The 21,055-nt window shown below is 34.4% G+C and carries 17 protein-coding genes, 1 pseudogene and 1 riboswitch; of the genes and pseudogenes, 6 read left to right on the forward strand and 12 right to left on the reverse strand.

Features of this window, described 5'->3' with window-relative positions; genetic code table 11:
- Positions 1-96 precede the first annotated feature (96 nt).
- Positions 97-381 carry a hypothetical protein gene (locus AC6CHV_RS03095; RefSeq protein WP_498078091.1) on the reverse strand — a complete coding sequence of 95 codons (285 nt, stop codon included), beginning with the start codon at positions 379-381 and terminating at the stop codon, positions 97-99.
- 616 nt (positions 382-997) lie between these two features.
- Here AC6CHV_RS03095 and AC6CHV_RS03100 point away from each other — a divergent pair.
- Genes AC6CHV_RS03100 through AC6CHV_RS03110 form a run of 3 tightly spaced genes read left to right on the forward strand, consistent with a single transcriptional unit; the run spans position 998 to position 4,717 of the window.
- Positions 998-2,479: a spore germination protein gene (locus AC6CHV_RS03100; RefSeq protein ID WP_498078092.1), complete on the forward strand. Its 1,482-nt coding sequence runs from the start codon at positions 998-1,000 to the stop codon at positions 2,477-2,479.
- Between the two features lie 8 nt (positions 2,480-2,487).
- Positions 2,488-3,582: a GerAB/ArcD/ProY family transporter gene (locus AC6CHV_RS03105; protein ID WP_498078093.1), complete on the forward strand. Its 1,095-nt coding sequence runs from the start codon at positions 2,488-2,490 to the stop codon at positions 3,580-3,582.
- Positions 3,583-3,586: 4 nt separating this feature from the next.
- On the forward strand, positions 3,587-4,717 hold the full coding sequence (locus AC6CHV_RS03110; protein WP_498078094.1) for a Ger(x)C family spore germination protein: 1,131 nt from the start codon (positions 3,587-3,589) through the stop codon (positions 4,715-4,717).
- 872 nt (positions 4,718-5,589) lie between these two features.
- Here AC6CHV_RS03110 and folE read toward each other — a convergent pair.
- From folE to AC6CHV_RS03145, 7 genes and pseudogenes are all read right to left on the reverse strand, one after another.
- On the reverse strand, positions 5,590-6,156 hold the full coding sequence (gene folE, locus AC6CHV_RS03115; protein ID WP_498078095.1) for a GTP cyclohydrolase I FolE: 567 nt from the start codon (positions 6,154-6,156) through the stop codon (positions 5,590-5,592).
- Positions 6,157-6,220: 64 nt separating this feature from the next.
- Entirely contained in the window at positions 6,221-6,949 is a 729-nt protein-coding gene (queE, locus tag AC6CHV_RS03120) for a 7-carboxy-7-deazaguanine synthase QueE (protein WP_121449366.1), read from the reverse strand.
- A complete protein-coding gene (gene queD, locus AC6CHV_RS03125) occupies positions 6,942-7,430 on the reverse strand; it encodes a 6-carboxytetrahydropterin synthase QueD (RefSeq protein ID WP_498078096.1) in 489 nt (162 codons plus the stop codon). The genes queE and queD overlap by 8 nt, the downstream gene beginning before the upstream one ends.
- Positions 7,430-8,092 (reverse strand): 7-cyano-7-deazaguanine synthase QueC, encoded by a 663-nt coding sequence (queC, locus tag AC6CHV_RS03130; protein ID WP_498078097.1) that lies wholly within the window; start codon positions 8,090-8,092, stop codon positions 7,430-7,432. The genes queD and queC overlap by 1 nt, the downstream gene beginning before the upstream one ends.
- A gap of 329 nt (positions 8,093-8,421) precedes the next feature.
- Positions 8,422-9,855 carry a MocR-like pyridoxine biosynthesis transcription factor PdxR gene (pdxR, locus tag AC6CHV_RS03135; protein ID WP_498078098.1) on the reverse strand — a complete coding sequence of 478 codons (1,434 nt, stop codon included), beginning with the start codon at positions 9,853-9,855 and terminating at the stop codon, positions 8,422-8,424.
- A 96-nt stretch (positions 9,856-9,951) separates the two neighbouring features.
- Positions 9,952-10,131, reverse strand: a complete 180-nt coding sequence (locus AC6CHV_RS03140; protein ID WP_498078099.1) for a hypothetical protein — start codon at positions 10,129-10,131, stop codon at positions 9,952-9,954.
- 540 nt (positions 10,132-10,671) lie between these two features.
- Positions 10,672-10,992 (reverse strand): annotated as a pseudogene (locus AC6CHV_RS03145) (DUF1657 domain-containing protein); the annotation flags it as partial.
- Between the two features lie 217 nt (positions 10,993-11,209).
- Between AC6CHV_RS03145 and AC6CHV_RS03150 the strand changes: the two are divergent.
- The 3 genes from AC6CHV_RS03150 to AC6CHV_RS03160 all read left to right on the forward strand — a co-directional run bounded on the left by AC6CHV_RS03150 (position 11,210) and on the right by AC6CHV_RS03160 (position 14,247).
- On the forward strand, positions 11,210-12,727 hold the full coding sequence (locus AC6CHV_RS03150; RefSeq protein WP_498078100.1) for a phospholipase D-like domain-containing protein: 1,518 nt from the start codon (positions 11,210-11,212) through the stop codon (positions 12,725-12,727).
- Positions 12,728-12,958: 231 nt separating this feature from the next.
- Positions 12,959-13,540 (forward strand): CBO0543 family protein, encoded by a 582-nt coding sequence (locus AC6CHV_RS03155; RefSeq protein WP_498078101.1) that lies wholly within the window; start codon positions 12,959-12,961, stop codon positions 13,538-13,540.
- Positions 13,541-13,563: 23 nt separating this feature from the next.
- Positions 13,564-14,247: a YetF domain-containing protein gene (locus AC6CHV_RS03160; protein WP_498078102.1), complete on the forward strand. Its 684-nt coding sequence runs from the start codon at positions 13,564-13,566 to the stop codon at positions 14,245-14,247.
- 464 nt (positions 14,248-14,711) lie between these two features.
- Here AC6CHV_RS03160 and thiC read toward each other — a convergent pair whose 3' ends face one another.
- The 4 genes from thiC to AC6CHV_RS03180 all read right to left on the reverse strand — a co-directional run bounded on the left by thiC (position 14,712) and on the right by AC6CHV_RS03180 (position 21,036).
- Positions 14,712-16,496, reverse strand: a complete 1,785-nt coding sequence (gene thiC / locus AC6CHV_RS03165) for a phosphomethylpyrimidine synthase ThiC (RefSeq protein WP_498078103.1) — start codon at positions 16,494-16,496, stop codon at positions 14,712-14,714.
- A 140-nt stretch (positions 16,497-16,636) separates the two neighbouring features.
- Positions 16,637-16,751: riboswitch (TPP riboswitch) on the reverse strand.
- Between the two features lie 450 nt (positions 16,752-17,201).
- The gene (locus AC6CHV_RS03170; protein ID WP_498078104.1) at positions 17,202-18,299 is read right to left on the reverse strand and encodes an endospore germination permease; all 1,098 of its coding nucleotides are present in this window, start codon (positions 18,297-18,299) and stop codon (positions 17,202-17,204) included.
- Positions 18,296-19,474: a Ger(x)C family spore germination protein gene (locus AC6CHV_RS03175; protein WP_498078105.1), complete on the reverse strand. Its 1,179-nt coding sequence runs from the start codon at positions 19,472-19,474 to the stop codon at positions 18,296-18,298. Before AC6CHV_RS03175 ends, AC6CHV_RS03170 begins: the two co-directional genes overlap by 4 nt.
- Before the next feature lie 20 nt (positions 19,475-19,494).
- Entirely contained in the window at positions 19,495-21,036 is a 1,542-nt protein-coding gene (locus tag AC6CHV_RS03180; protein ID WP_498078106.1) for a spore germination protein, read from the reverse strand.
- Positions 21,037-21,055: the final 19 nt, after the last annotated feature.

A 21,055-nucleotide genomic window follows, 5' to 3' on the forward strand; every position in this document is an offset into this window, starting at 1 on the left:
GCTTCTACATAATTATTTGTCCCTATAGCTGATTTATTTACCATATCATTACTTAATGAGTTCAGGTTCTCAATTGGCATACAAATCATGTGTTATTCAATAGAACCAGTATTGCAATAAATCTTGAAGAGCAATGATAAATAAAACAATTCCACCAATATAGAAAATAACTTTTTGAGCAACGATTCTATTTTTCTTATACAACCGAAAACCACTTATAAAAAAACATAGGCTAAGTGACATAAAAAAGAATGGTAAAACAACCATATTGTCCGAAATCGCGAGGTAAATAAATAAAAATAGAGCAATCATTACAGTGTGTATCTGAATTAGCATTATGGATTTATAATCAAAAACTCTCGTCCTCTTCGATCCATTCATTATTAAATCACCTCAAATCTAATTCATATATTTATGAATAATCTCCAAGTTTAATGCGCAAACCTGCCCGTTTGTTCAACAGAAAAATATCTGCACAGGGATAACAGCTTCATAATGCCAATTTCTTTTCTTCAATAAAACCTTCACCTTTTGTACAATCAATTCAATAAGCATAGCGTTAATCAGTCTTAATCTGCAAATGTTAATTGAATAGGAATACACAAGTAAATTTAACACATATTTCCTAAATTGGCATTAAAAAACAGTGTGATTTCATCTGTGAAATCCACTGCTTTTATACTTTTTTATATCTGTGGGTACCTCAAAAGAGAACACTTTAACTCATAAGTGTCCTTCTTTATATACAAACGACTCTATGCATTTTCTACTATTCTCAATTACAAAATAACCAAATGCTTGTTCAACTAAACTCCCTCAATAAACTAAAGTGAAAACTCACATTTTCTCCTGTATTCTCAGGATTTTAAACAAGACACAATAATGGTTTAACGCAGTCCATGATGATGTATTGGTTTTACAACCCTTCCCATCCATATTCTGTATAAACTGATCTTTTTTACAGACACTATAAAAAACGTTGAAGGAAATGTTAAGAATGACAGAGCGTCATAATAATGAGAACTTCCCAGGTTATGAAAAAATTAAATCGATTCTTAATGAATCGCCCGACTTGAATTGTCGAAAGATTGAAGCAGGACAAGCGGGGATTCATATTATTTTCATGAAGAATTTAATTAAGCCAGAGATTCTTAATGAATATGTCATTAAATACATTGAAGAACTTTCTGTAGAATTCTTACATTACACCTATTTAATGAAAAACATACCTATAGAAGAAATAAAGGTAAATATAGAGGAACAAGAGGTAATCTCTTCCCTATTAAATGGATTTGCTTATATTTATTTCTTAGAAGCGAAAAAGGGATTTTTGGTGAACTGCGCAAATCCGATTGAACGCTCCATCGAGAAAGCAGAAACCGAATCATTAGTATATGGACCTAAAATTTCGTTTACTGAATCAATAACTTCTAACGTTAAGATAATAAGACAAAATCTAAAAGATAAGAATTTGTGCACGGATGAAATAAAAATTGGGGAACGCGTTCAAAAGCAAGTAAGAATTGTGTATATCAAAGATATCGCGAACGATGACACTCTTCAGATACTTAAGGACAGGATTAATCAATTAAAAACAGAAAATATAATTGACAGTTCCGTTTTGGCTCAATGCCTAGAAGATAATCATTACTCATTACTTCCACAATTTATTTTAACCGAGCTTCCCGATCGGTTCATCTATTCGATTTTAAACGGCAGAATTGGGGTTTTTATAGATGGTAGCCCAGTAGCCATTATTGGGCCAGCTAATTTTTTCTCATTTTTCGAATCAACAGAAGATATCTATTTGAGATGGTCTTTAAGTACATTTATCCGTTTTATCCGATTTTTTGCTATGGTAGGTTCTCTTTTTTTAACAGCCATATATGTGGCTGCGATGACTTATCATTTTGAACTTATACCATCTAAATTGTTGATTATCATTGGACAATCACGTTCACAAGTTCCTTTTCCACCCTTATTAGAAGCACTCTTACTAGAGTTCTTAATTGAGTTACTTAGAGAAGCCGGGGCTCGTCTTCCTTCAAAAGTAGGGCAAACAATGGGAATTGTAGGAGGAATTGTTATTGGCCAAGCAACGGTTGAGGCAGGGTTAACTAGCAATATTTTAATTATTATTGTTGCATTTAGTGCATTAGGGGCATTTTCGGCTCCTATTTATGAAATGGGCACTGCTGTCAGAATTGCTAGATTTCCAATTATTATTTTAGCAGGTGTTTGGGGGTTAAACGGAATCATAGTCGGTCTGTGTATTCTAATGGTTCACTTGTTAAAATTAACTTCTTTAAATAAACCTTATCTTGCCCCTCTATATCCGCTAAGAATGAAAGATTTGAAATACTTTTTAATACGTCTCCCCCACTATTTTTATATGAGACGACCGTTAGTAAATCGACCAAAAGACTCCATCCGCCTAAAGAAGCGATTTAAAAATTTAACAGATTTAGATGATTTTTGAGGTGCAAGATGAAATCAAATATACGTTTTGTTAACGCCTTTATGGTTTTTTTTATCATACACACATCGCAAATTGGTATGGGGATTCTTGGAGTTCCAAGAATTATATATCTAGAATCAAAAAAAGATGCTTGGATCTCCATTTTACTTTCTGGTTTATTTGTTAGCTTAATTACATGGTTAATGATATCTATCCTAAATAAAAATGAAGGTGGTACTCTATTTGAAATTCATGAACATATGTTTGGACGATTGATTGGTAGTATTTTTAACTTCTTTATTGTCATTTACTATATTGCTGTCCATTATTCGATTATCATTAGTTATGTCGAGTTGTCACTAACATGGGGATATGAAGGAGTCTATGAATGGGTCGGGGTATTGGCTTTGTTAATGATAACCATTTATGCTGTATCAGGCGGTTTCAGAGTAGTGACCGGTGTTTGCTTCTTATCCTTTTTATTGACTATATGGTTGCTATTTGTTGTTTACCAGCCACTTCAAACCATAAACTTAACTAGAATTTTACCTATAATGACGGCAACTCCTTCAGAAATTATGAAAGGAGTTTTCAAGAGCAGTTATACAATGTTAGGGTTCGAAACGTTGCTTTTTATTTTTCCATTTATTAAGGAGAAAAATAAACTTCAACTTTTTAGTCAAATAGCAGTCTGGTTTACGACCCTTCTTGTTTTAATAACAACTGTAGTTTCTATATTATTTTTTAGTGCTAAAGAATTAGAGAAGAATGTATGGCCAGTTGTCAGCATGATTAGCACGGTCCATTTTCCATTTATTGAACGTTTTGAATTTGTTGCGGTTCCATTATGGATTTTAGTTATTTTTCCAAACCTATGTATCACTTTATATATTTCTACCAGGGGTATTAAGCAGATTTTTAATATAAAACAAAAATATGGAATATGGCTTATCTCCATTATCCTTTTTATCTGCAGTTTTATAATTACTAAAAGAGTAGATAATAATTATTTTTTTGATCAAATTGGCAAAACTGGATTTTTTCTTTGGTTTATCTATCCGATTTTATTGTACGGAGTCACCCTTATAAGATCAAAAATCATTACTCGTTCCAGACGGAGTTGAAAGAATGAAAAAAATTGTTATTCTGCTGTGTTTTCTTTTTTGTACTGCATGCATGGCCCCTGAAAAAATAATAGAAATGCAAGGGATTTCAACGATTATTGGATATGACTTGCTTGATGACAATACATACAAAGGCACTATCAGTTTGTTACAATTTGACCGAAAAGAAGAAAAGACCAGTGTAACCCTTTCAGCTGAAGGAACGACTAGTAAACAAATCAGACAAAAACTAGAGGAACGAACTAGCCATGACATTACGTCTGGTCAATTAAGGACCATACTGTTTAATAAAAATATGGCAGAAACAGTAGGAATTACTTCTTTTCTGGATACAATGCAACGAGATAGTAGTATTGGTTCTTTAATTTTTTTGGCCATTACTGATAATGCTGAGGAGACGATTAACAATACAAACTATGAAGAATATCCCGAAATGGGATCCTATATCTATCAACTATTGGATAAACACGAAAAGAAAGAAATGTTAGTCAACTCCAACTTACATGATTTTATAACTACACTATATGAAATTGGAATCGATCCTACACTACCCATGATTAAAAATGCAAATGGGGCAGCACCTTCTATAAGTGGTGTTGCATTATTCAAAGATGATAAAATTGTGGGGTCTATTTCGTTGATAAACACCTTTTATCTAAAATTATTCACAAATAATAAGGCATTTTTAGGTGATATAACTGTAGAGATTCCTGCTGATGAACTAGAAAAAAGGGGGATGGCAAAACTCAACCTTCCTAAAAGTGATATTTATAAGATTACACTTCATCCAATAAAGTACAAAGGAAACATTGAAATAAAGAACGAAGAATTTGTTCATTTAAATGCAACGATATCCGTTTCAATATTAGAATTTCAACCCACTACTTCTTTGAAAAATAAAGATTCACTAAACAAGACGGAGCAATTAATTGCTGAAGCCCTAAACAAAGAATTTGGATATATACTTGAGGAATTAAAAAATTTAAATACTGATCCCATTGGCATCGGAAGAAAAATAAGAAGTGTAAGAAAATATTCCCATTTAACTGAAGGAGATTTAAGACAAAATTACTCTACACTAAAAATAAAACCAAATATAAAGGTGGAAATTAAGCGAACTGGATCAATTGATTAACATATTTTTAGGAACAAAAGCACTAACACCGACTTAACACGACCCAAGTGTTGATTATTCACTGGGTCTTTTTCTCTTTTTGGCGTGACTCCAGCGGGAATAGCGTGAGACTAAGCTACGCCCGAAGAGAGCGTCAACCTGGAGTGGAAGTCTACGATATAAAAAACACAAAGCTTTGGAAAACAGTCTTTATCTTTAATCACCACTTCGTTTTTTCTAAACTACAAAAAGAATTTATTATTAGAAACAGGCAATTTTAATTCAGCAACCCCTTTAGTACAATAAAAAGGAAAATCCACCTTAGAAATGCATTATTCTTTTTTCAAGCGAAGAAGACGTTTGTTACATATTCTTCAACTCAATTTTCTATTGTATTAATTTCTCAAAAAATACCAATTGATTATAAAACGTTTTCTCTGATATGTTGGATAACGGTTCAAATTCAGATACTAGGGGGCATTTTTAGTTGGTAAAAGGAAGCAAAGTTATATTCGAATCAAAAATTTATGTTATTCATTGGGTATATGATAGTGGGTACTGTGAAATTAAAAACGATGAACATATTAAGTTAGTTAAACTTTCAGATCTAACACCTCTAGAATAAACATCAATTAGAATGTCTGATTTGAGAACTATTAAGCACTCTTTCTACGAGTGCTTTTTTATTGCCAAAGATCCATAACATTGGTTTTACCAAATTCCTACTACACTAATCTGTATCGTACTTGAATAAGGAAAAAGCGATCCATCGCTAAGGAAGGATCGCATCTTTAACTGAAAAAGCATATATAACCTTTACTTTTGCGTAAAGTAATGGGGAAACACACGGTGAGTCTATACAGAACATTTAAATCTTTTGTAGTAACTATTAATTAATTATTAATATAGCTTAAAATTTCCGAACGTGCATTACTGTCTTTTACCAATACCCCTCGTACCGCCGATGTAATCGTTTTTGTTCCGTTTTTTTTAACTCCACGCATTGTCATACACATATGTTCCGCTTCAACCACTACCATAACTCCATGTGGCTCTAATGTTTCCATAATAGTATCTACAACAATAGAAGTAATCCTTTCTTGAAGTTGAGGTCTACGGGAAACAGCTTCAACTGCTCGGGCAAGTTTACTTAATCCTGCTACTCGACCGTCTCTAGGAATATAAGCGACATGTGCAGTCCCATAAAAAGGTACTAGATGATGCTCGCACATAGAGTAAAATGGAATGTCCTTTACTAATACAAGTTCTTCATGATCTTCGCTAAATATTGTTTCAAAGTATTCTTTAGGATCAATTGTTAATCCTGAAAACATTTCCTCATACATTTTAGCTACACGTTTAGGAGTTTCAATAAGCCCCTCCCTGTTTACATCCTCTCCAATTGCCTCTAGGATTAAGCGAACTGCTTCTTCAATTTTGCTACAATTAATGTTTGCCAATAGGTTACCTCCTCATGTAGTATAACTAAATATTTAAGTCTATGAGTTTAACTTTCCTTCTAAACTACACACCTCGTTTATTTCCCCAAATATAAGTATGAAGTTGAGGTAGTACTTTCACATTTTTCAACTCTTTATCTAACATAGTTTTATTAATTAACCATTCATATTTCTGTAATAACTGGGAAAGTAGTTTTAGATTGTCTGTCGTATGATTATTGTCGTTTCCTACTTGTAAGAAGAATGGAATGTCGGGGTAACGATAATGCACTTTCTTCGCATAGTCGTAATCTTGATCATCAAATACAACCACTTTTAAACTAGTGTTTTGTCCTGTGGGGATTTCATTTAGTTTATGAATAATCATATCAAGAGCATCAAAGTTTGTTACCATCTCAGAACTCGGTGGTTTAGGAGAGATTGTTAGTTCATCAATTTTTAAAAACCATTCCTGCCACTTGCTTCCCTGTGTTTCCAAAGCAACTCTTATGTTGTTTTCTTTTAATAAACAAATTAAATAATCAAGGTTTTTTAATAGTGCAGGGTTTCCACCTGATATTGTTACAAATGAAAAACCTTCACCGCCTATTGATTTAAGTTCTTGCCATATTTCTTCTGCATCCATTTGTCTTATTAAATCTCTTCCCGAACCGTCCCAAGTGAATGCAGAATCACACCAAGAACAAGAATAATCACATCCAGCTGTTCTAACAAACATGGTCTTTTGGCCGATAACCATCCCTTCACCTTGAATAGTAGGACCAAATATTTCGATTACCGGAATTTTACTCAACTTCCATCCACTCCCGTCTTACCTCCGCATAACTAGTAGGGGTTTCATATAAACGAACAAATTCAACTCTTAAATCATTATATTTTTCTGATCTTTTATTCAAAGATTCCTTCATTTTCTCATAAATCCAAACAACCATATTTTCTGCTGTTGTATTCATTTTTGGTAAAGTTTCATTAAGATATCGATGATCAAGGTAAGTTTCAATTTCCTGTTTCCAGATTTCTTTGATGTCCCCAAAATCAATTACAAGGCCAATCTCATCTACGAAACCACTAATGCCAAAAACTACTTTATATGTATGTCCATGAAGGTTCTTACATTTTCCTTCATAACAGTGAAGGTGGTGTGCTGCATCAAATGTAAATTCCTTGCTTACAAGCACGCGTTTCCTATGGTATTTTAGTTCACTTCTTTTAATATCTTGGTTAATTTTTTGCAGGTTTTCTACTATTCTAAAACCAAAGAAATCGTTCCCCATTATATCTCCGCTCCTTCTTGTGTGTTAAGATACTTGTCTAACCCACGCTTTCTCAATTTACATGCAGGGCACTCTCCACACTCATCACCTATTACTCCTTCGTAACAAGTTAAGGTTTTCTCGCGAACATAATCCAATACATTTAGTTCATCAGCAATTTTCCATGTTTCTGCCTTATTTAACCACATTAATGGGGTATGGATTACAAACTGCTTATCCATTGATAAATTAATAGTGACATTAAGGGATTTAATGAAAGAATCTCTACAGTCCGGATATCCACTAAAGTCGGTTTCACACACACCAGTTATAATGTGCTTTGCTTTCACTTGACTTGCTAAAACAGCAGCAAACGATAGGAAAATCAAATTACGTCCTGGAACAAAAGTAGATGGTAACTTTCCATCTTCTCCCTCAAATATTTCAATATCATCTCTTGTTAATGCATTGGGAGCCAGTTGATTTAGAAGTTGCATATCTAGTACATGATGTTTAACATTAAAATCTTCCGCAATTTTTTTTGCACACTCAATTTCAGCTTTATGCCTTTGATTAAAAGTCACAACTTCGACTTCTTTAAAGGTTTTTAATGCCCAAAACAAACATGTTGTACTATCTTGTCCACCGCTAAAAACTACTATCGCTTTTTCATCCTTTAACATAAAAGACTTCCTTTCAAATGAAAAAACAGTACCCAAGATGAAGTACTGCTTCTTCTTAGTTTTTTTAAAGAGGGGTGCTAGAACCTCTATTTAAATCTATTTTTGCTCTATAGCTATAATACCACAGTTGATTTTTGTCGAAACCCAGGAATGAATTCCCATTATAAAAGTAAGACTTTTACGTTGATCTATATAAATCTGGTAATAGTCTGGATGCAGGTTTACAAAATAACAATGAACATAACATCAAGATTTCTTTTCATAACTTCCTCCCAATCTGTTTGAGCACTTGTCCCAAAATACATTTTTTTCGAAAATTTGCTTAAATGTTAATTAATACCTTTTAGTGCACTTGCAAATCTTCGAATCCCTTCATCAATGTTTTTTTCATTTTCCCTTGCAAATGTAAATCGAACACAATTTTTATTTGAGCCCATCGTGGAACCAGGAAGATAAATAACGCCCTTCTTTATTGACTCTTCTAATAGTTGCATTTCATTAAAACACTTATTAATTTTACACCAAATATGAATTCCGCCTTCAGGGATATAGTATTCAACTTGTTCCCCTAAATACTCTGATAGACTTGAAACAATTTGATCTCTTCTACTTTTTAAATGTACAACTAAGTTTTTTATATGTGAGTCAAATTTGTCCGATTCTAAAAAGTCATTCGCAATCCATTGGGTAAAACTAGCGTGGCCAAAATCAATCTGTTGTTTTGCATCTGATAATCTTTCAATAACGGATTTAGGACCAATTATCCACCCAATCCGTAAACCAGAGGCAACAATTTTTGACAATGAACTAATGTATAAGACATTGCCATTAACATCCATAGATTTTAACGATGAGACGTGTTCACCTGTGAAAGAAGTTAAACTATATGGATCATCTTCAACAACAGGTATTCCGTGTTCAGAAGAAATCTCCAAGATTTTCTTTCTTCTCTTTTCATTTAATAAGGTGCCAGTAGGATTTTGAAAAATTGGATTAAGGAATATCATTCTTATCCGATGCTTTTTATATAGAGTTATGAGATTATCTGGGTTAATTCCATTATTATCTATAGGAAACGAATATGTTCGAATGCCTGCTGATCTAAAGATGGGAAGACTATAATGATAAGATGGCTCTTCTATAGCAACAGCATCCCCTGGCTTTAGGAGGCATTGTACAACTAAATGTAAAGCCTGCTGAGCACCAGATGTGATAAGTATAGACCCCGGACTCGTCTCTATTCTTCTAAATTCTTTAACATGCTTTGAGATTGTTTCCCTTAATATTTTGTTCCCTTGGGGATGGTCGTACCCAATACTGCCAATATAGGATCGTGTGGAAGTGATGCTTCGTAAGTCCTCAATCGGAAAAAGGTCTTCTGACAATTCCCCGCTAGCCAAATTAATCATATTAGATTCCTCGGTTTTTTTCCGTATTTTTTGTGCAACAGGTAAATTTGGTAAAAAGGATCCAGCTTCTACGTATCTATTCCAGCTGGGGATTCTCTTTTTAGAAATACCCCATATATCTTTATTTATAGTTGTACCACTTCCACGCTTTCTCTTGATTAGTCCGTTAGATTCTAGCTCATCATAAGCAGCAACAACCGTACTTCTGTTTACATTTAATTCCTTTGCTAAATATCTTTCCGAAGGCAATGGCTTATCCGGTGAAAATGTACCATCTGCTATCCCATTTTCAATATATTCCGCAAGTTGTTTATAGATTGCCTTCCTTGCATTTCTATCAGGTTTCCAGTCCATATCAAACATTCCCTAAAGTTAATATATATCCTAACAGGAATAATATCTTCATTTACAAATATAATATATAGCTGCCATAAAAAATAGCATTTGCGTCTACAACCTTACTATATAAATCCCTAATGCAATAACTGCTAGAGGTATAATGACAACATAGATTAGAGTTAAATTGGTAGTGTTCTTTTTGGTATCTCTACTATAGTTTGAATCACCTTTTCCTGCAATTAAAAGCGTTCCAATAAGTGATATAATTCCTATGATTATTACTAAAGACATTAATATCTTCATAACACACCTCACAATAAACATATAAAAAACATAAATGGCAATATATAAAGTCATTCAATAAAGGTATTTCCAAATAAAATTATTGTATAACAAGAATTCCACCGTATCACCATCCACTTTATAAACAATTAAACCATCCATTTCTCTCTTTAATAGATTAGTTTCATTTATCCTCTTATTCAAAACCTTATTTATCAACAAATTAAAAAAGAAACCTTTTTGCACTTAAATAGACAAAGAATCATTATACAGTTCTTGGCTAAACAAAGAAGTTTCTGATTAAATTGTAAGAAAATTAACCTTAGTCCAAAATTGACTAAGGCTTTAAACTTTTTACATTTTTTCGATTATGCAACAAAATTAAAAATGATAATTAACCAATATATGTTGTTCATTTTTGTTTACAAAACCTTGATAGATTCGAAAAAAAGATGTTCTCCCAAGGATTTTAAATATCAAGATTCGACTAATAGAGTATAAAAATGGTCTTCCCTTTTTGAAATACCTAATTAGGGAATAATACATACATTAACCTTTTAAAATAGGGGTTACTTTGTCGATAGCTTTTTGTAGCTTTTCGTTATTTAACGCATACATTTGTTTAGCCTCTTTTGATTCCGTTCCAAGAGCAAATAGTTCTAAATCAGCTTGACATTTTTTCATAGTTGAAAGAATTAAAGGTCTTTCTTGAGGAGATGGTACTTGCAACTTATCATCAAAAAGATCAACTGTTAATTCTCCAAAAGAATTAATCTGTCCGAGAAATACATTTTCAATTGTAACACCTAATTTTTCCAACTCAGTGTGTAGCCAAGCACGATTTCGTCCAATTGTAGCTAGCCGTTCGTCACTCTCAAATAAAAGTAGAGAAATAATCTTCTTTAATAAGAACTTTTTGTATTTATGTTGTCATGCAAAGCCAATTGAATATTGTAAAACCTTCTAATTAGATAAATCGGAAGGTTATTTGTTATGCATTTTTTTAGTATATGATTCCTTGTAATCTAAACGTATACTTGCTACATAGTTTGCACATGTTAAGGGAAAAACTAAGGAGGAATTTTAGTTGGAGTGGATTTTTTTTATATACCTTTTAAATACGTTATTTATCTTATTCATAGCAATTTGGGAAGTTCGTCGGCCAGCTAAAGCTTTGAATTGGATAGTAATCGTCCTTGTTTTGCCTGTCATTGGTTTCATATTATACCTTGGCGCATCAAATCCCAAGCTTATTCATCGTAAAAGATTAATCTCTACTCAAAGTGAGTCTGATAAATTACCTGATACATATACTGATACAGCATCGATAATCGCCGATGCTTTACGACCTTTCACTGTGCATGGGCTTCGAGTCGGTAAAGTGCGAGTACTAAACAATGGAATAGCAAAATATGAACAACTTATCGAATCCCTACAAAAAGCTCAAAAAACCATTGACCTGGAATATTTCATTTATCGGAACGACCAAATTGGTAATCGCATCACAGAATTGCTGATTGAAAAAGCAGTAAATGGAGTGCGGGTTCGTTTTATTAGAGATGGTTGGGGGAGTAAAAAATTTCCGCATCAAAAAATTCTTCAGATGGTGGAAGCAGGGATAGAATGTCGGACAATATTTCCTTTAAGCTTTCCCTGGATTTTATCCAATTGGAATTATCGGGATCATTGTAAGATTGTCACGATTGACAGAAAAGAATCCTTTACTGGCGGTATGAACGTTGGGTATGAATATACAGGATTAAAGCCAGACGTAGGATTTTGGAGGGACACTCATTTGCAAATCATTGGGGAAACAACAAGTGATTTGCAGACTATCTTCGACGTTCATTGGAATATCGCTGTACCAGAACGGATAAAGTCTATAACAAAATCTGGTGGTACGAAAAAAGTCACTAATATCCCAAAATATAAATCAAAGGAAACCAATCCAACCGGTAGGATAGATCTTTCAAGATGGTCTGCCGAAATAGGATCTGAGTTATGGCCAATAGAAGGTAAAACAGACAATACCCACAAAATAACAGGCGAATTGCAAAAAGCTTACATCCATACGTTGGAAGGAAACCCTGGGATTCCTACACCAGTTATTCGTCAAGCTTACTTTATTTTTATTACACAAGCGACAAAAACCATTGATATTACAACGCCCTACTTTATACCAGAAACAGATATTATTATGGCATTAAAGACAGCTGTGGCGCGTGGTGTACTCGTAAGATTACTTGTTCCTCGCCATATTGATAAAAAAATCGTGGGCTTTGCAAGTCATACCTATTACGGGGAACTTCTAGAAGCTGGGGTCCAAATCTACCAGTACGATAAAGGAATGTTACATGCGAAACTGATAGTCATTGATGAGGAAATTGCAGAAGTAGGTGCAGCAAACTATGATATGAGAAGTTTTCGCCTAAATTATGAGGTATGTCAAGTCGTGTACAGTGCTGATGTGGCAAGGGAACTCACAGTGCAGTTCGAGAGGGATCTTACTGATTCTGTACCGTTAAGAATTCAAGATTTATTGCAACGATCCCTAACCGAGCGCATTGTTGAACATGGTTCTCGCCTGCTTTCTCCATTATTATAAGTTGATTTATCCTGTTTTTATTTTTCAATCTTGAATCTAGATTTAAAAAGTGTCATTGTATTTAAGATATTCATGATTCATTTGAAAAAAGTTAAAAACCCGTGTTAGAACTTCAATATGGGTTTTTTCTTATTCACGTTGGAAATCCATTACTAAAAAAAGGTCATACTAAAAATGGACCAAAGTGTTTGAATCCAAAATTATCTTGAATCATTTATTTTAAATATAGAGGTGATTCCAATAGATCATATATTTGGTGGAAATCTTAAGGAAATACGCTTATTAGAAGATAAGCTTTATCATTTAGAATTAAATGGTTGGCTAAAGAATGAGTTTTTAACTTGGGAATGGTGGATACTAGTCATTTTTTTAGTTGTGCCTTGGGTTATATGGGCTAAACTTGTTAAACGAGACATTATTTTAGAAATTCTTTTATTTGGTACCATAATTATTTTGACAACAACCTTATTAGATGTAGTTGGTGCACAATATAGTTTTTGGGATTACCCCATCGCATTCCTACCTATTATTCCTCGCGCCTTTCCTTTTGATTTTTCAATGGTACCTGTAGCTTACATGTTGTTATATCAATATTTTAGAACTTGGAAATCTTTTATTTTAGCCCAGATTATTATGGCTCTATCATATGCCTATCTATGTGAACCTTTTTGTGAGTGGATCAAACTTGTTAATTATTTAGAGTGGAGATACTTATATTCGTTTATATATTACATCATTGTTGGTATACTAACTCGAGCTTTAATAATAAAGCTAGCATCTTTATCTATACCTCAAGATCTTATAACGAAGTAAAATTTAAACTGGAGGAAAAAATTTTGGAGGAAGTTAGTATTGGTTTACTCACGCTCAAAACCATTGTTGGTTTTGTCACCTTATTTTTTATCATTATCATAACAGGTAGAACATCCATCTCTCAGTTAACTCCGTTTCACTTAGTTTTTGTATTAGTGCTTGGAGATTTTTTAGGAAATACCATTTATCAAAATAAAGTAGGGATTTTTCACTTTTTATATGCCATCGGATTGTGGACGCTTCTCATGTTAGGGATAGAGTTCTTGACTCTAAAAAATAAATCGATACGTTCTCTCTTATTTGGCGATCATAACATCATTATTCGGGATGGTGTAATGGATAGAAAATTACTTAAAAAGAACAAATTGGATGTAAATCAAGTATTAAGTATACTTCGACAAAATCAGGTTTTTTCTGTTCGCGAAGTCAAATACGGTATATTAGAAACTAATGGGCAAATAAGTATCTTATTACAATCAAAGTATCAAAGACCCGAAAAGAAAGATCTCAATCTTCCAGAAAGTTCAGTAGACCTCCCAACATCGTTAATTATAGATGGGGAAATCTTATGGGAAAATTTACATGAACTCGGATTTGATCAACAGTGGTTAGATAGCCAATTAACTATTAACGGATATAATAATGTAAAGCGAATACTTTACGCAGATTGGCGAGAGAGTGAAGGCATACATGTAAGTCCTAAATAATATTTGTTAGGATAGGAGCACATCAATTTCCTTGGTGAATATAAATTGAATTTTATAAGAGATGAATCAGTAAGGAACATAGGAAAATAGAGATCTACCAGTTATGAATCTACCCTTGGACAGTTTGAAGTTCGTCAGTCAAGTGTCCTCTCGGAGTTCTGATTAAAATTCATTGAGGAATTGTAGGTTCAGCATATCTCCTATCCTTAACTATAAGTTTAAGACTATTATACCTGATGGTAAAGATTCGCAAGGAGTTCAGTGGTAAAAGGAAGTAGTACATCAAAAGCTTGGGGTTAATATCCCCAAGCTTCTTTATTTTATGACATTTATTTCAAGTATTAGCCTTTGATATCTACATTGTTTAAACTCTTTTAAATGTTTCTCCAACAAGCAAGGAGATCCTTTAGTTGATTAATCTCTCATCTTTAGGAACTTCAACGTAAAACTCCTAACTACAAGAGTTATTGATATAATGTACCACCAGATTCCTTAAACTCTTCAGCTTTTTCCTTCATTCCTTTTTCTATTGCTTCTAATGTATCAAGCTTGTTTTCTTTCGCGTAATTACGAATATCTTGAGAAATCCTCATACTACAAAATTTTGGTCCACACATTGAGCAGAAATGGGCTGTTTTTGCACCTTCTGCAGGTAACGTTTCATCATGATATTCTAAAGCGCGTTCAGGATCCAATGATAAATTAAACTGATCTTTCCATCTGAATTCAAAACGGGCTTTTGATAAGGCATCATCTCTTTTGTGCGCGCCTGGATGCCCTTTCGCTAAATCAGCAGCATGGGCAGCTATTTTATAAGTTATAACACCTTCACGTACATCATCTCGGTTTGGTAAACCTAAGTGTTCTTTTGGTGTAACATAACATAGCATAGCCGTACCAAACCAACCAATCATGGCTGCGCCTATTGCAGAAGTAATATGATCATAGCCAGGGGCTATATCAGTTGTAAGTGGACCTAGAGTATAGAACGGAGCTTCCTTACAAACCTCAAGTTGTTTGTCCATGTTTTCTTTAATAAGGTGCATTGGTACGTGACCAGGACCTTCAACCATTACCTGTACATCATGCTCCCAAGCAATTTTTGTTAGTTCTCCAAGAGTTTCTAATTCCGCAAATTGCGCTTCATCATTAGCATCAGCAATTGAACCAGGACGTAGACCATCTCCTAAAGAGAATGCAACATCATAAGTTTTCATGATTTCACAGATTTCATCAAAATGAGTATATAAAAAGTTTTCTTTGTGGTGGTGAAGACACCATTGTGCCATAATAGATCCACCCCGGGATACAATACCTGTTAAACGTTTGGCTGTTAACGGGACATATCGCAAAAGAACACCAGCATGAATGGTGAAGTAATCCACGCCTTGCTCGGCTTGCTCAATCAAAGTATCACGGTAAACCTCCCAAGTAAGGTCTTCGGCAACACCATTTACCTTTTCAAGTGCTTGGTAGATAGGAACGGTTCCTACAGGAACAGCTGAATTGCGAATAATCCATTCCCTTGTTGTATGAATGTTTTTCCCTGTTGATAGGTCCATAATAGTATCAGCACCCCATCGTGTAGCCCATGTCATTTTTTCGACCTCTTCTTCGATGGAGGATGAAACAGCAGAATTCCCAATATTTGCATTGATTTTAACATGGAAATTACGTCCTATAATCATAGGCTCTGCCTCTAGATGATTGATATTAGAAGGGATTATTGCTCGACCTCTTGCAACTTCTTCACGCACAAATTCAGGTTTCATATTTTCCCTTAATGCGATAAATTCCATCTCAGGAGTGATGATGCCCTTCCTTGCATAATGAAGCTGTGTGACATTTCTACCTTTTTTGGCACGTAATGGTTTACGCTTTAAACCTGGGAACACATTATTTTTAGCACGTGGGTCATTCTCGTCCTTATATCCATTGTCTGTAGCCTTAACTTTTCTTCCTTCATATTCCTCAACATCTCCTCGTTCATGGATCCATGTGCTTCGAAGAGGAGGCAGACCTTTTGTAATATCAGCTGAATAATTAGCATCCGTATAAGGTCCGCTTGTATCATAGACACGAACTGGTTGATTTTCTTCTTCACCAAAGGCGCCCGTTGTAGGACTTAGTTTAATTTCACGCATTGGTACCTTGATATCAGGTCTTGAGCCTTCAACATAAACTTTTTTACTACCTGAAAAACTAGACATGATGGAAATGTTTTTTTCGTTTAAAGAAGTTGTTGACATAGAGTAAATCTCTCCCATTTTTTAAATTAAAGGACGAGCTCTAGACAATAAAAGCGGAATTAAAGAAATGAATTAAATAAAAAAAGCCGAATCCAAAAAGGATGGACCGGCTTTGTATGTAGAAGTTTATTCAATACATGAATTATTTTTTCTAACTTCCCCACGCTAGTATTATCTAGATCAGGTCCAAAGGGTCAAGAAACTTCAACGTGTTTCCCTCTCAGCCCAACTTATTGGACTCCCCTAGTTATTTCTATTCAATTTTGTATTAGTATACATGAGATTTAAGTAAAATAAAAGTAGCAATAAATAAATATAAAAATAAAAACCATTTGGTTTAGAGACGGACAGCAATAGGTTTGCTTAGGAAGAAAAAGAAGTATATAAGGTCATTTATCTTAGAAAAGACATCCCGAGATTTTTGTCCTATCCCAGAAAAGAAAATATAATACATAAAATACTAAATGCTGCGCATCATGCTCCCTAATTAGGGTTTATGCAACCATGGAATTTTATTTTAGTTACTTCAAATGAAAATAAAGAAAAGTTAATTTGGGCAGCTGATAAGGAAAGAAAAGCATTGACTATTCATTATGAGTAGAAAAAGAAAGCTACAAGAATCTCCTGGACGTAGATTTATAAGTAAGCGTAAAATAGGTCCCACCTGTTTAGCAGATGGGGCCAATTTTACACTTGCTTGTATTATTACTCATCAATTTGTTTTGAATTTTTACGAATAACTCCAATTCCCCAAAGGAGCAAGGGAATACCTATCATATTTATGGGGAGAACAAATGGAAGCCAATATTTTTCAAGATAAGAAACTGAAGCTGCATTATTATTAGGATAAATCAAAGAAAGTACTATTGAAGCTATTGCTACAAACCAAATAACCTTTCGCCAATCCTTTATATTTAGCCATTGTGCTATACCATAACTAGATACGAATAGGTAAATGGACAATTTTATAAATATACTGAAGATCCATATAACAGTCACAATTATTTCTAAATTTTGTATGAATTGCATAAGCGATATATATCTCGCCATCTCAAAAAATGGATACCATAGTCTTGAAGACAAATCTGCTCCAAATACCATTAGAATTTCTAGCGTTGAAATAGTCACTAAAATAGCTACAACTCCTACACCCCATACAGCCCATGTTACTCCTTTTTTCGGTTCTTCTGTAAAAGAGAGTAGCATCATTATTAAAACCGACTCACCATAAAACGATACAGGCGTTAAAGCTCCTTGTAAAATCGATTTTAGTCCTGAGTCAGTATAAACAGGTAGAATCTTATCCCATTCTATATTATTAAAATTAAGCAACAGAGTAATAATAACCATTACAAATATCAAAGGGCCCATGATTTCACTACACCGGCCAATGCCTTCAATCCCCCCTATGTAATTCACATAAATTACTAAAAGTAATAAAAGTACAATTAAAATAAACAACGGGGTTTTCGTAAATAAAGTCATTTGGATAATTTCAGATGATTGACGAAAAATAACTCCTATTACAGAAAGCCAATGGATAAAATATGGAATTACTATTATTCTCCCTAACCATTTCCCTAATATGCTTTGACTAAACTGAATGAATGTTTGGTTAGGATAGAGAAGACTTAGTTTTCCAGCAGCAAAGGTGATTCCTATTCCTGCTAACCCAGCAAGAACAAATGAAATCCAAGCGTCCTGCTTTGCTTCTTCAATAGCAGGTGATTGTGTTAATAACAAAACCATTCCAATTTCTAGAGATGCAATCATCCAAAATATTTGATACTTGGAAATCTTCATTTCTGGATCTCACTTTCTTTCAAATGTAATGGAGAACCAGTTACCCCAGTTCGATCAATACGTATATCCACTTTAACTGTAATACCTGCATCTGAGAATCTCTTACTCCAATCCTTTTTCCATATTTTCCATTTTTGAGGGTATTTCTTATGAACAGATTGTCCAAAACCCAAAATATCTGTTTTATATTCTTTTTGAACTTTTGTGATGGTACTGATCATATGATCTTGCAAATTCTTATTGAATGAACGTTCTATGATTTGAAGATTCTTCGGCTGCTTTAGGTCTAATACTGTATTATTTTCACGAACAACCCCTGTTCCGGAAAGCGTTATAAGAAATTCCACTCGATCATTTTGTATATTGGGTTGAATCTTACTTTTAAAATTCATACCCAGTATACCTACATTTCCTTTTTCCCCTAATAAATTTGTGGTGAAATTATGAGTATTTAACTTGTTAATTAACCACAATCTATCAACTGCCTCGCGATAGGACAAAAATCCAACTAACTCAAGATCCTGATTAAAAATAGCTCTTCCACCAAGCTGGAAGGTCTCAGTATCCTTTTCTTTCTCCTTTTTAGAACTAATAATTTCAAGAATCGGTACTGTCGGACTAATTCCCTCTGAACTCGCACCTTCCAAAAAATCCTTAAACGTAGTGCTTTCTGGTCCCGCTGTACTTTGGAACATTTTCATTGCAGCAGTAGAAGGCATATTTTCCATCTTGTACTGGACCTCCAGAAAATCCAATGCATCCCCGTTTTTTAAAACAAAAAAGTTTGTTCGTATGGGAAGTTCAGGTTCTCGACTGTATACATCAAGGATGTTCGATACCCCATTTCTGGCTAAGCGTTCCCCAATGATAATGACCTTCTGATGACTTAGAAAAACTTTCCTTGAGAGCTTTCTTTGCAAATTCTGAGTTACATCCAAAAGACTTTTCCCTGTCGCTGTTTCAACTATGTATCCTTTGCCTTGACCACTACTTTTCTCACCAACTTCCCCAGGAACCACAATCTGAGCACTGCCAATATAATCTCCATCTTCATTTTGGTCGAATCCCCACCCCAATATGATTGCCTGATCGTTTATTTCTCTTTCATCCCAGCATCCAGTAGTTAAAAACATACAAACTAGTATAATAAGAATTATTTTTAATCTTTTGATCATCTCATCATTCGTTCCTTCCTTCAGGTTTTCGTCCGTCGCCCTTCAGGAATACGGGTTTTATCTTGACCAGCTACCATTATAGGTCTGCGATGCATGCTCCATCTAGGTGCTCGTACTAAAACATCTTTTAGATATTTTGGATTTTGCGGGGCAATCGGACTTAAATAGGGAACCCCAAAGGATCGAAGATGAACGAGATGAATTAGGATGGCAATCATTCCTAGAATGACCCCATAGAGACCAAACAGTCCTGCCAGGATAAGTATAGGAAAGCGAAGGAGCCTGTATGCAGTGCCGAAATTATAGCGCGGTACCGCGAATGATGCTATTCCTGTGGCTGCTACCACAATAACCATGGGAGCAGAGATAATACCAGCTTGCACAGCAGCTTCCCCTATAACAAGCGCTCCTACAATACTAACAGCTGAACCAATTGACTTAGGAAGCCGTATCCCAGCTTCACGTAAAGCTTCGAACATTAGCTCCATCATAATAGCTTCAAATAACACTGGAAATGGGACATCCTCTCGTGCAGATGCTATACTTATTAACAAATTCGTTGGAATTAACTGTGGGTGAAAAGTTATTACTGCAACATAAATAGAGGGTAGCAGCAATGAAATATTGAATAAAATATAGCGAATCCAGCGAATAAAGGTTACATAAATAAACCTTTCATAGTAGTCTTCAGCGGCCTGCAACCCCGACCAAAAGGTCATGGGAACAATCAGAACAAATGGAGTATTGTCCACCAATATGGATACTTTCCCTTCCAGTAAACTGCCGCAAACGATATCGGGGCGCTCGGTGTTTTGAACTTGCGGAAATGGAGAAAAAGGAAAATCCTCAACAAACTCTTCAATAAAACCAGTCTCGATTACTCCATCAATTTCAATTGACTCTAGTCTCACAGAATCACTTGCAATTTTTTCAATATATACAATTGCTACATCCGTTTTTGAAAGTTTGCCAATTGTAAATGACTCTATTTTCAATCTAGGGCTTCTAATTCGTCTTCGGATTAAGCTCGTATTTACACGTAATGTTTCTGTAAACCCGTCTCTTGGACCACGTATGACGGATTCGGAGGAAGGCTCTTCAATAGACCGTTTTTCGAAACCTTTTAAATCCGCAAGTAAAGCAATTGTTTCTCCCTCGATTAAAATAGCGACATTTGCCGTTAATATCCCATCAATTAATTCATTTACATTCTTGGTTGATTTTATTTGAGCAACCTGGCGAAGCCGATTTTCAACAAATTCTTCAAATATAAATACTTCACATTTTTTGTCAGATGACCTAACAGGATTTAACATCATCTCATCGAGAGGTTTTGTGTCACATAAACCATCAATATAAACAAAAAGGATTTTTGTTTTATCGTTTATAGGTACAACACGAAACACAACATCAGAACATTGATGAAAAATATCTCGCAAAAAACCTTCATTAGCTGAAAGGTCTGAACTTATTAGTTTACCTGGTTCTTCATTAGAAAAGGAATCCATCTTTTCTGAAAACTTATCTTCTTTTCTTTTTCTTAAGTTTTGAAGGAATTTCATGACCAGTCATCTCCTCCTG

The sequence above is a fragment of the Ferdinandcohnia sp. GQ5 genome (assembly GCF_059759275.1).

Bases quoted from the DNA above. Each gene is read 5' to 3' on its own strand.
- AC6CHV_RS03175 (WP_498078105.1), bottom strand. From the start codon at position 19,474: ATGATCAAAAGATTAAAAATAATTCTTATTATACTAGTTTGTATGTTT.
- AC6CHV_RS03105 (WP_498078093.1), top strand. From the start codon at position 2,488: ATGAAATCAAATATACGTTTTGTTAACGCCTTTATGGTTTTTTTTATC.
- queD (WP_498078096.1), bottom strand. From the start codon at position 7,430: ATGGGGAACGATTTCTTTGGTTTTAGAATAGTAGAAAACCTGCAAAAA.
- AC6CHV_RS03180 (WP_498078106.1), bottom strand. From the start codon at position 21,036: ATGAAATTCCTTCAAAACTTAAGAAAAAGAAAAGAAGATAAGTTTTCA.
- AC6CHV_RS03100 (WP_498078092.1), top strand. From the start codon at position 998: ATGACAGAGCGTCATAATAATGAGAACTTCCCAGGTTATGAAAAAATT.
- AC6CHV_RS03110 (WP_498078094.1), top strand. From the start codon at position 3,587: ATGAAAAAAATTGTTATTCTGCTGTGTTTTCTTTTTTGTACTGCATGC.
- pdxR (WP_498078098.1), bottom strand. From the start codon at position 9,855: ATGGACTGGAAACCTGATAGAAATGCAAGGAAGGCAATCTATAAACAA.
- AC6CHV_RS03095 (WP_498078091.1), bottom strand. From the start codon at position 381: ATGAATGGATCGAAGAGGACGAGAGTTTTTGATTATAAATCCATAATG.
- AC6CHV_RS03140 (WP_498078099.1), bottom strand. From the start codon at position 10,131: ATGTCTTTAGTAATAATCATAGGAATTATATCACTTATTGGAACGCTT.
- thiC (WP_498078103.1), bottom strand. From the start codon at position 16,496: ATGTCAACAACTTCTTTAAACGAAAAAAACATTTCCATCATGTCTAGT.
- AC6CHV_RS03170 (WP_498078104.1), bottom strand. From the start codon at position 18,299: ATGAAGATTTCCAAGTATCAAATATTTTGGATGATTGCATCTCTAGAA.
- queC (WP_498078097.1), bottom strand. From the start codon at position 8,092: ATGTTAAAGGATGAAAAAGCGATAGTAGTTTTTAGCGGTGGACAAGAT.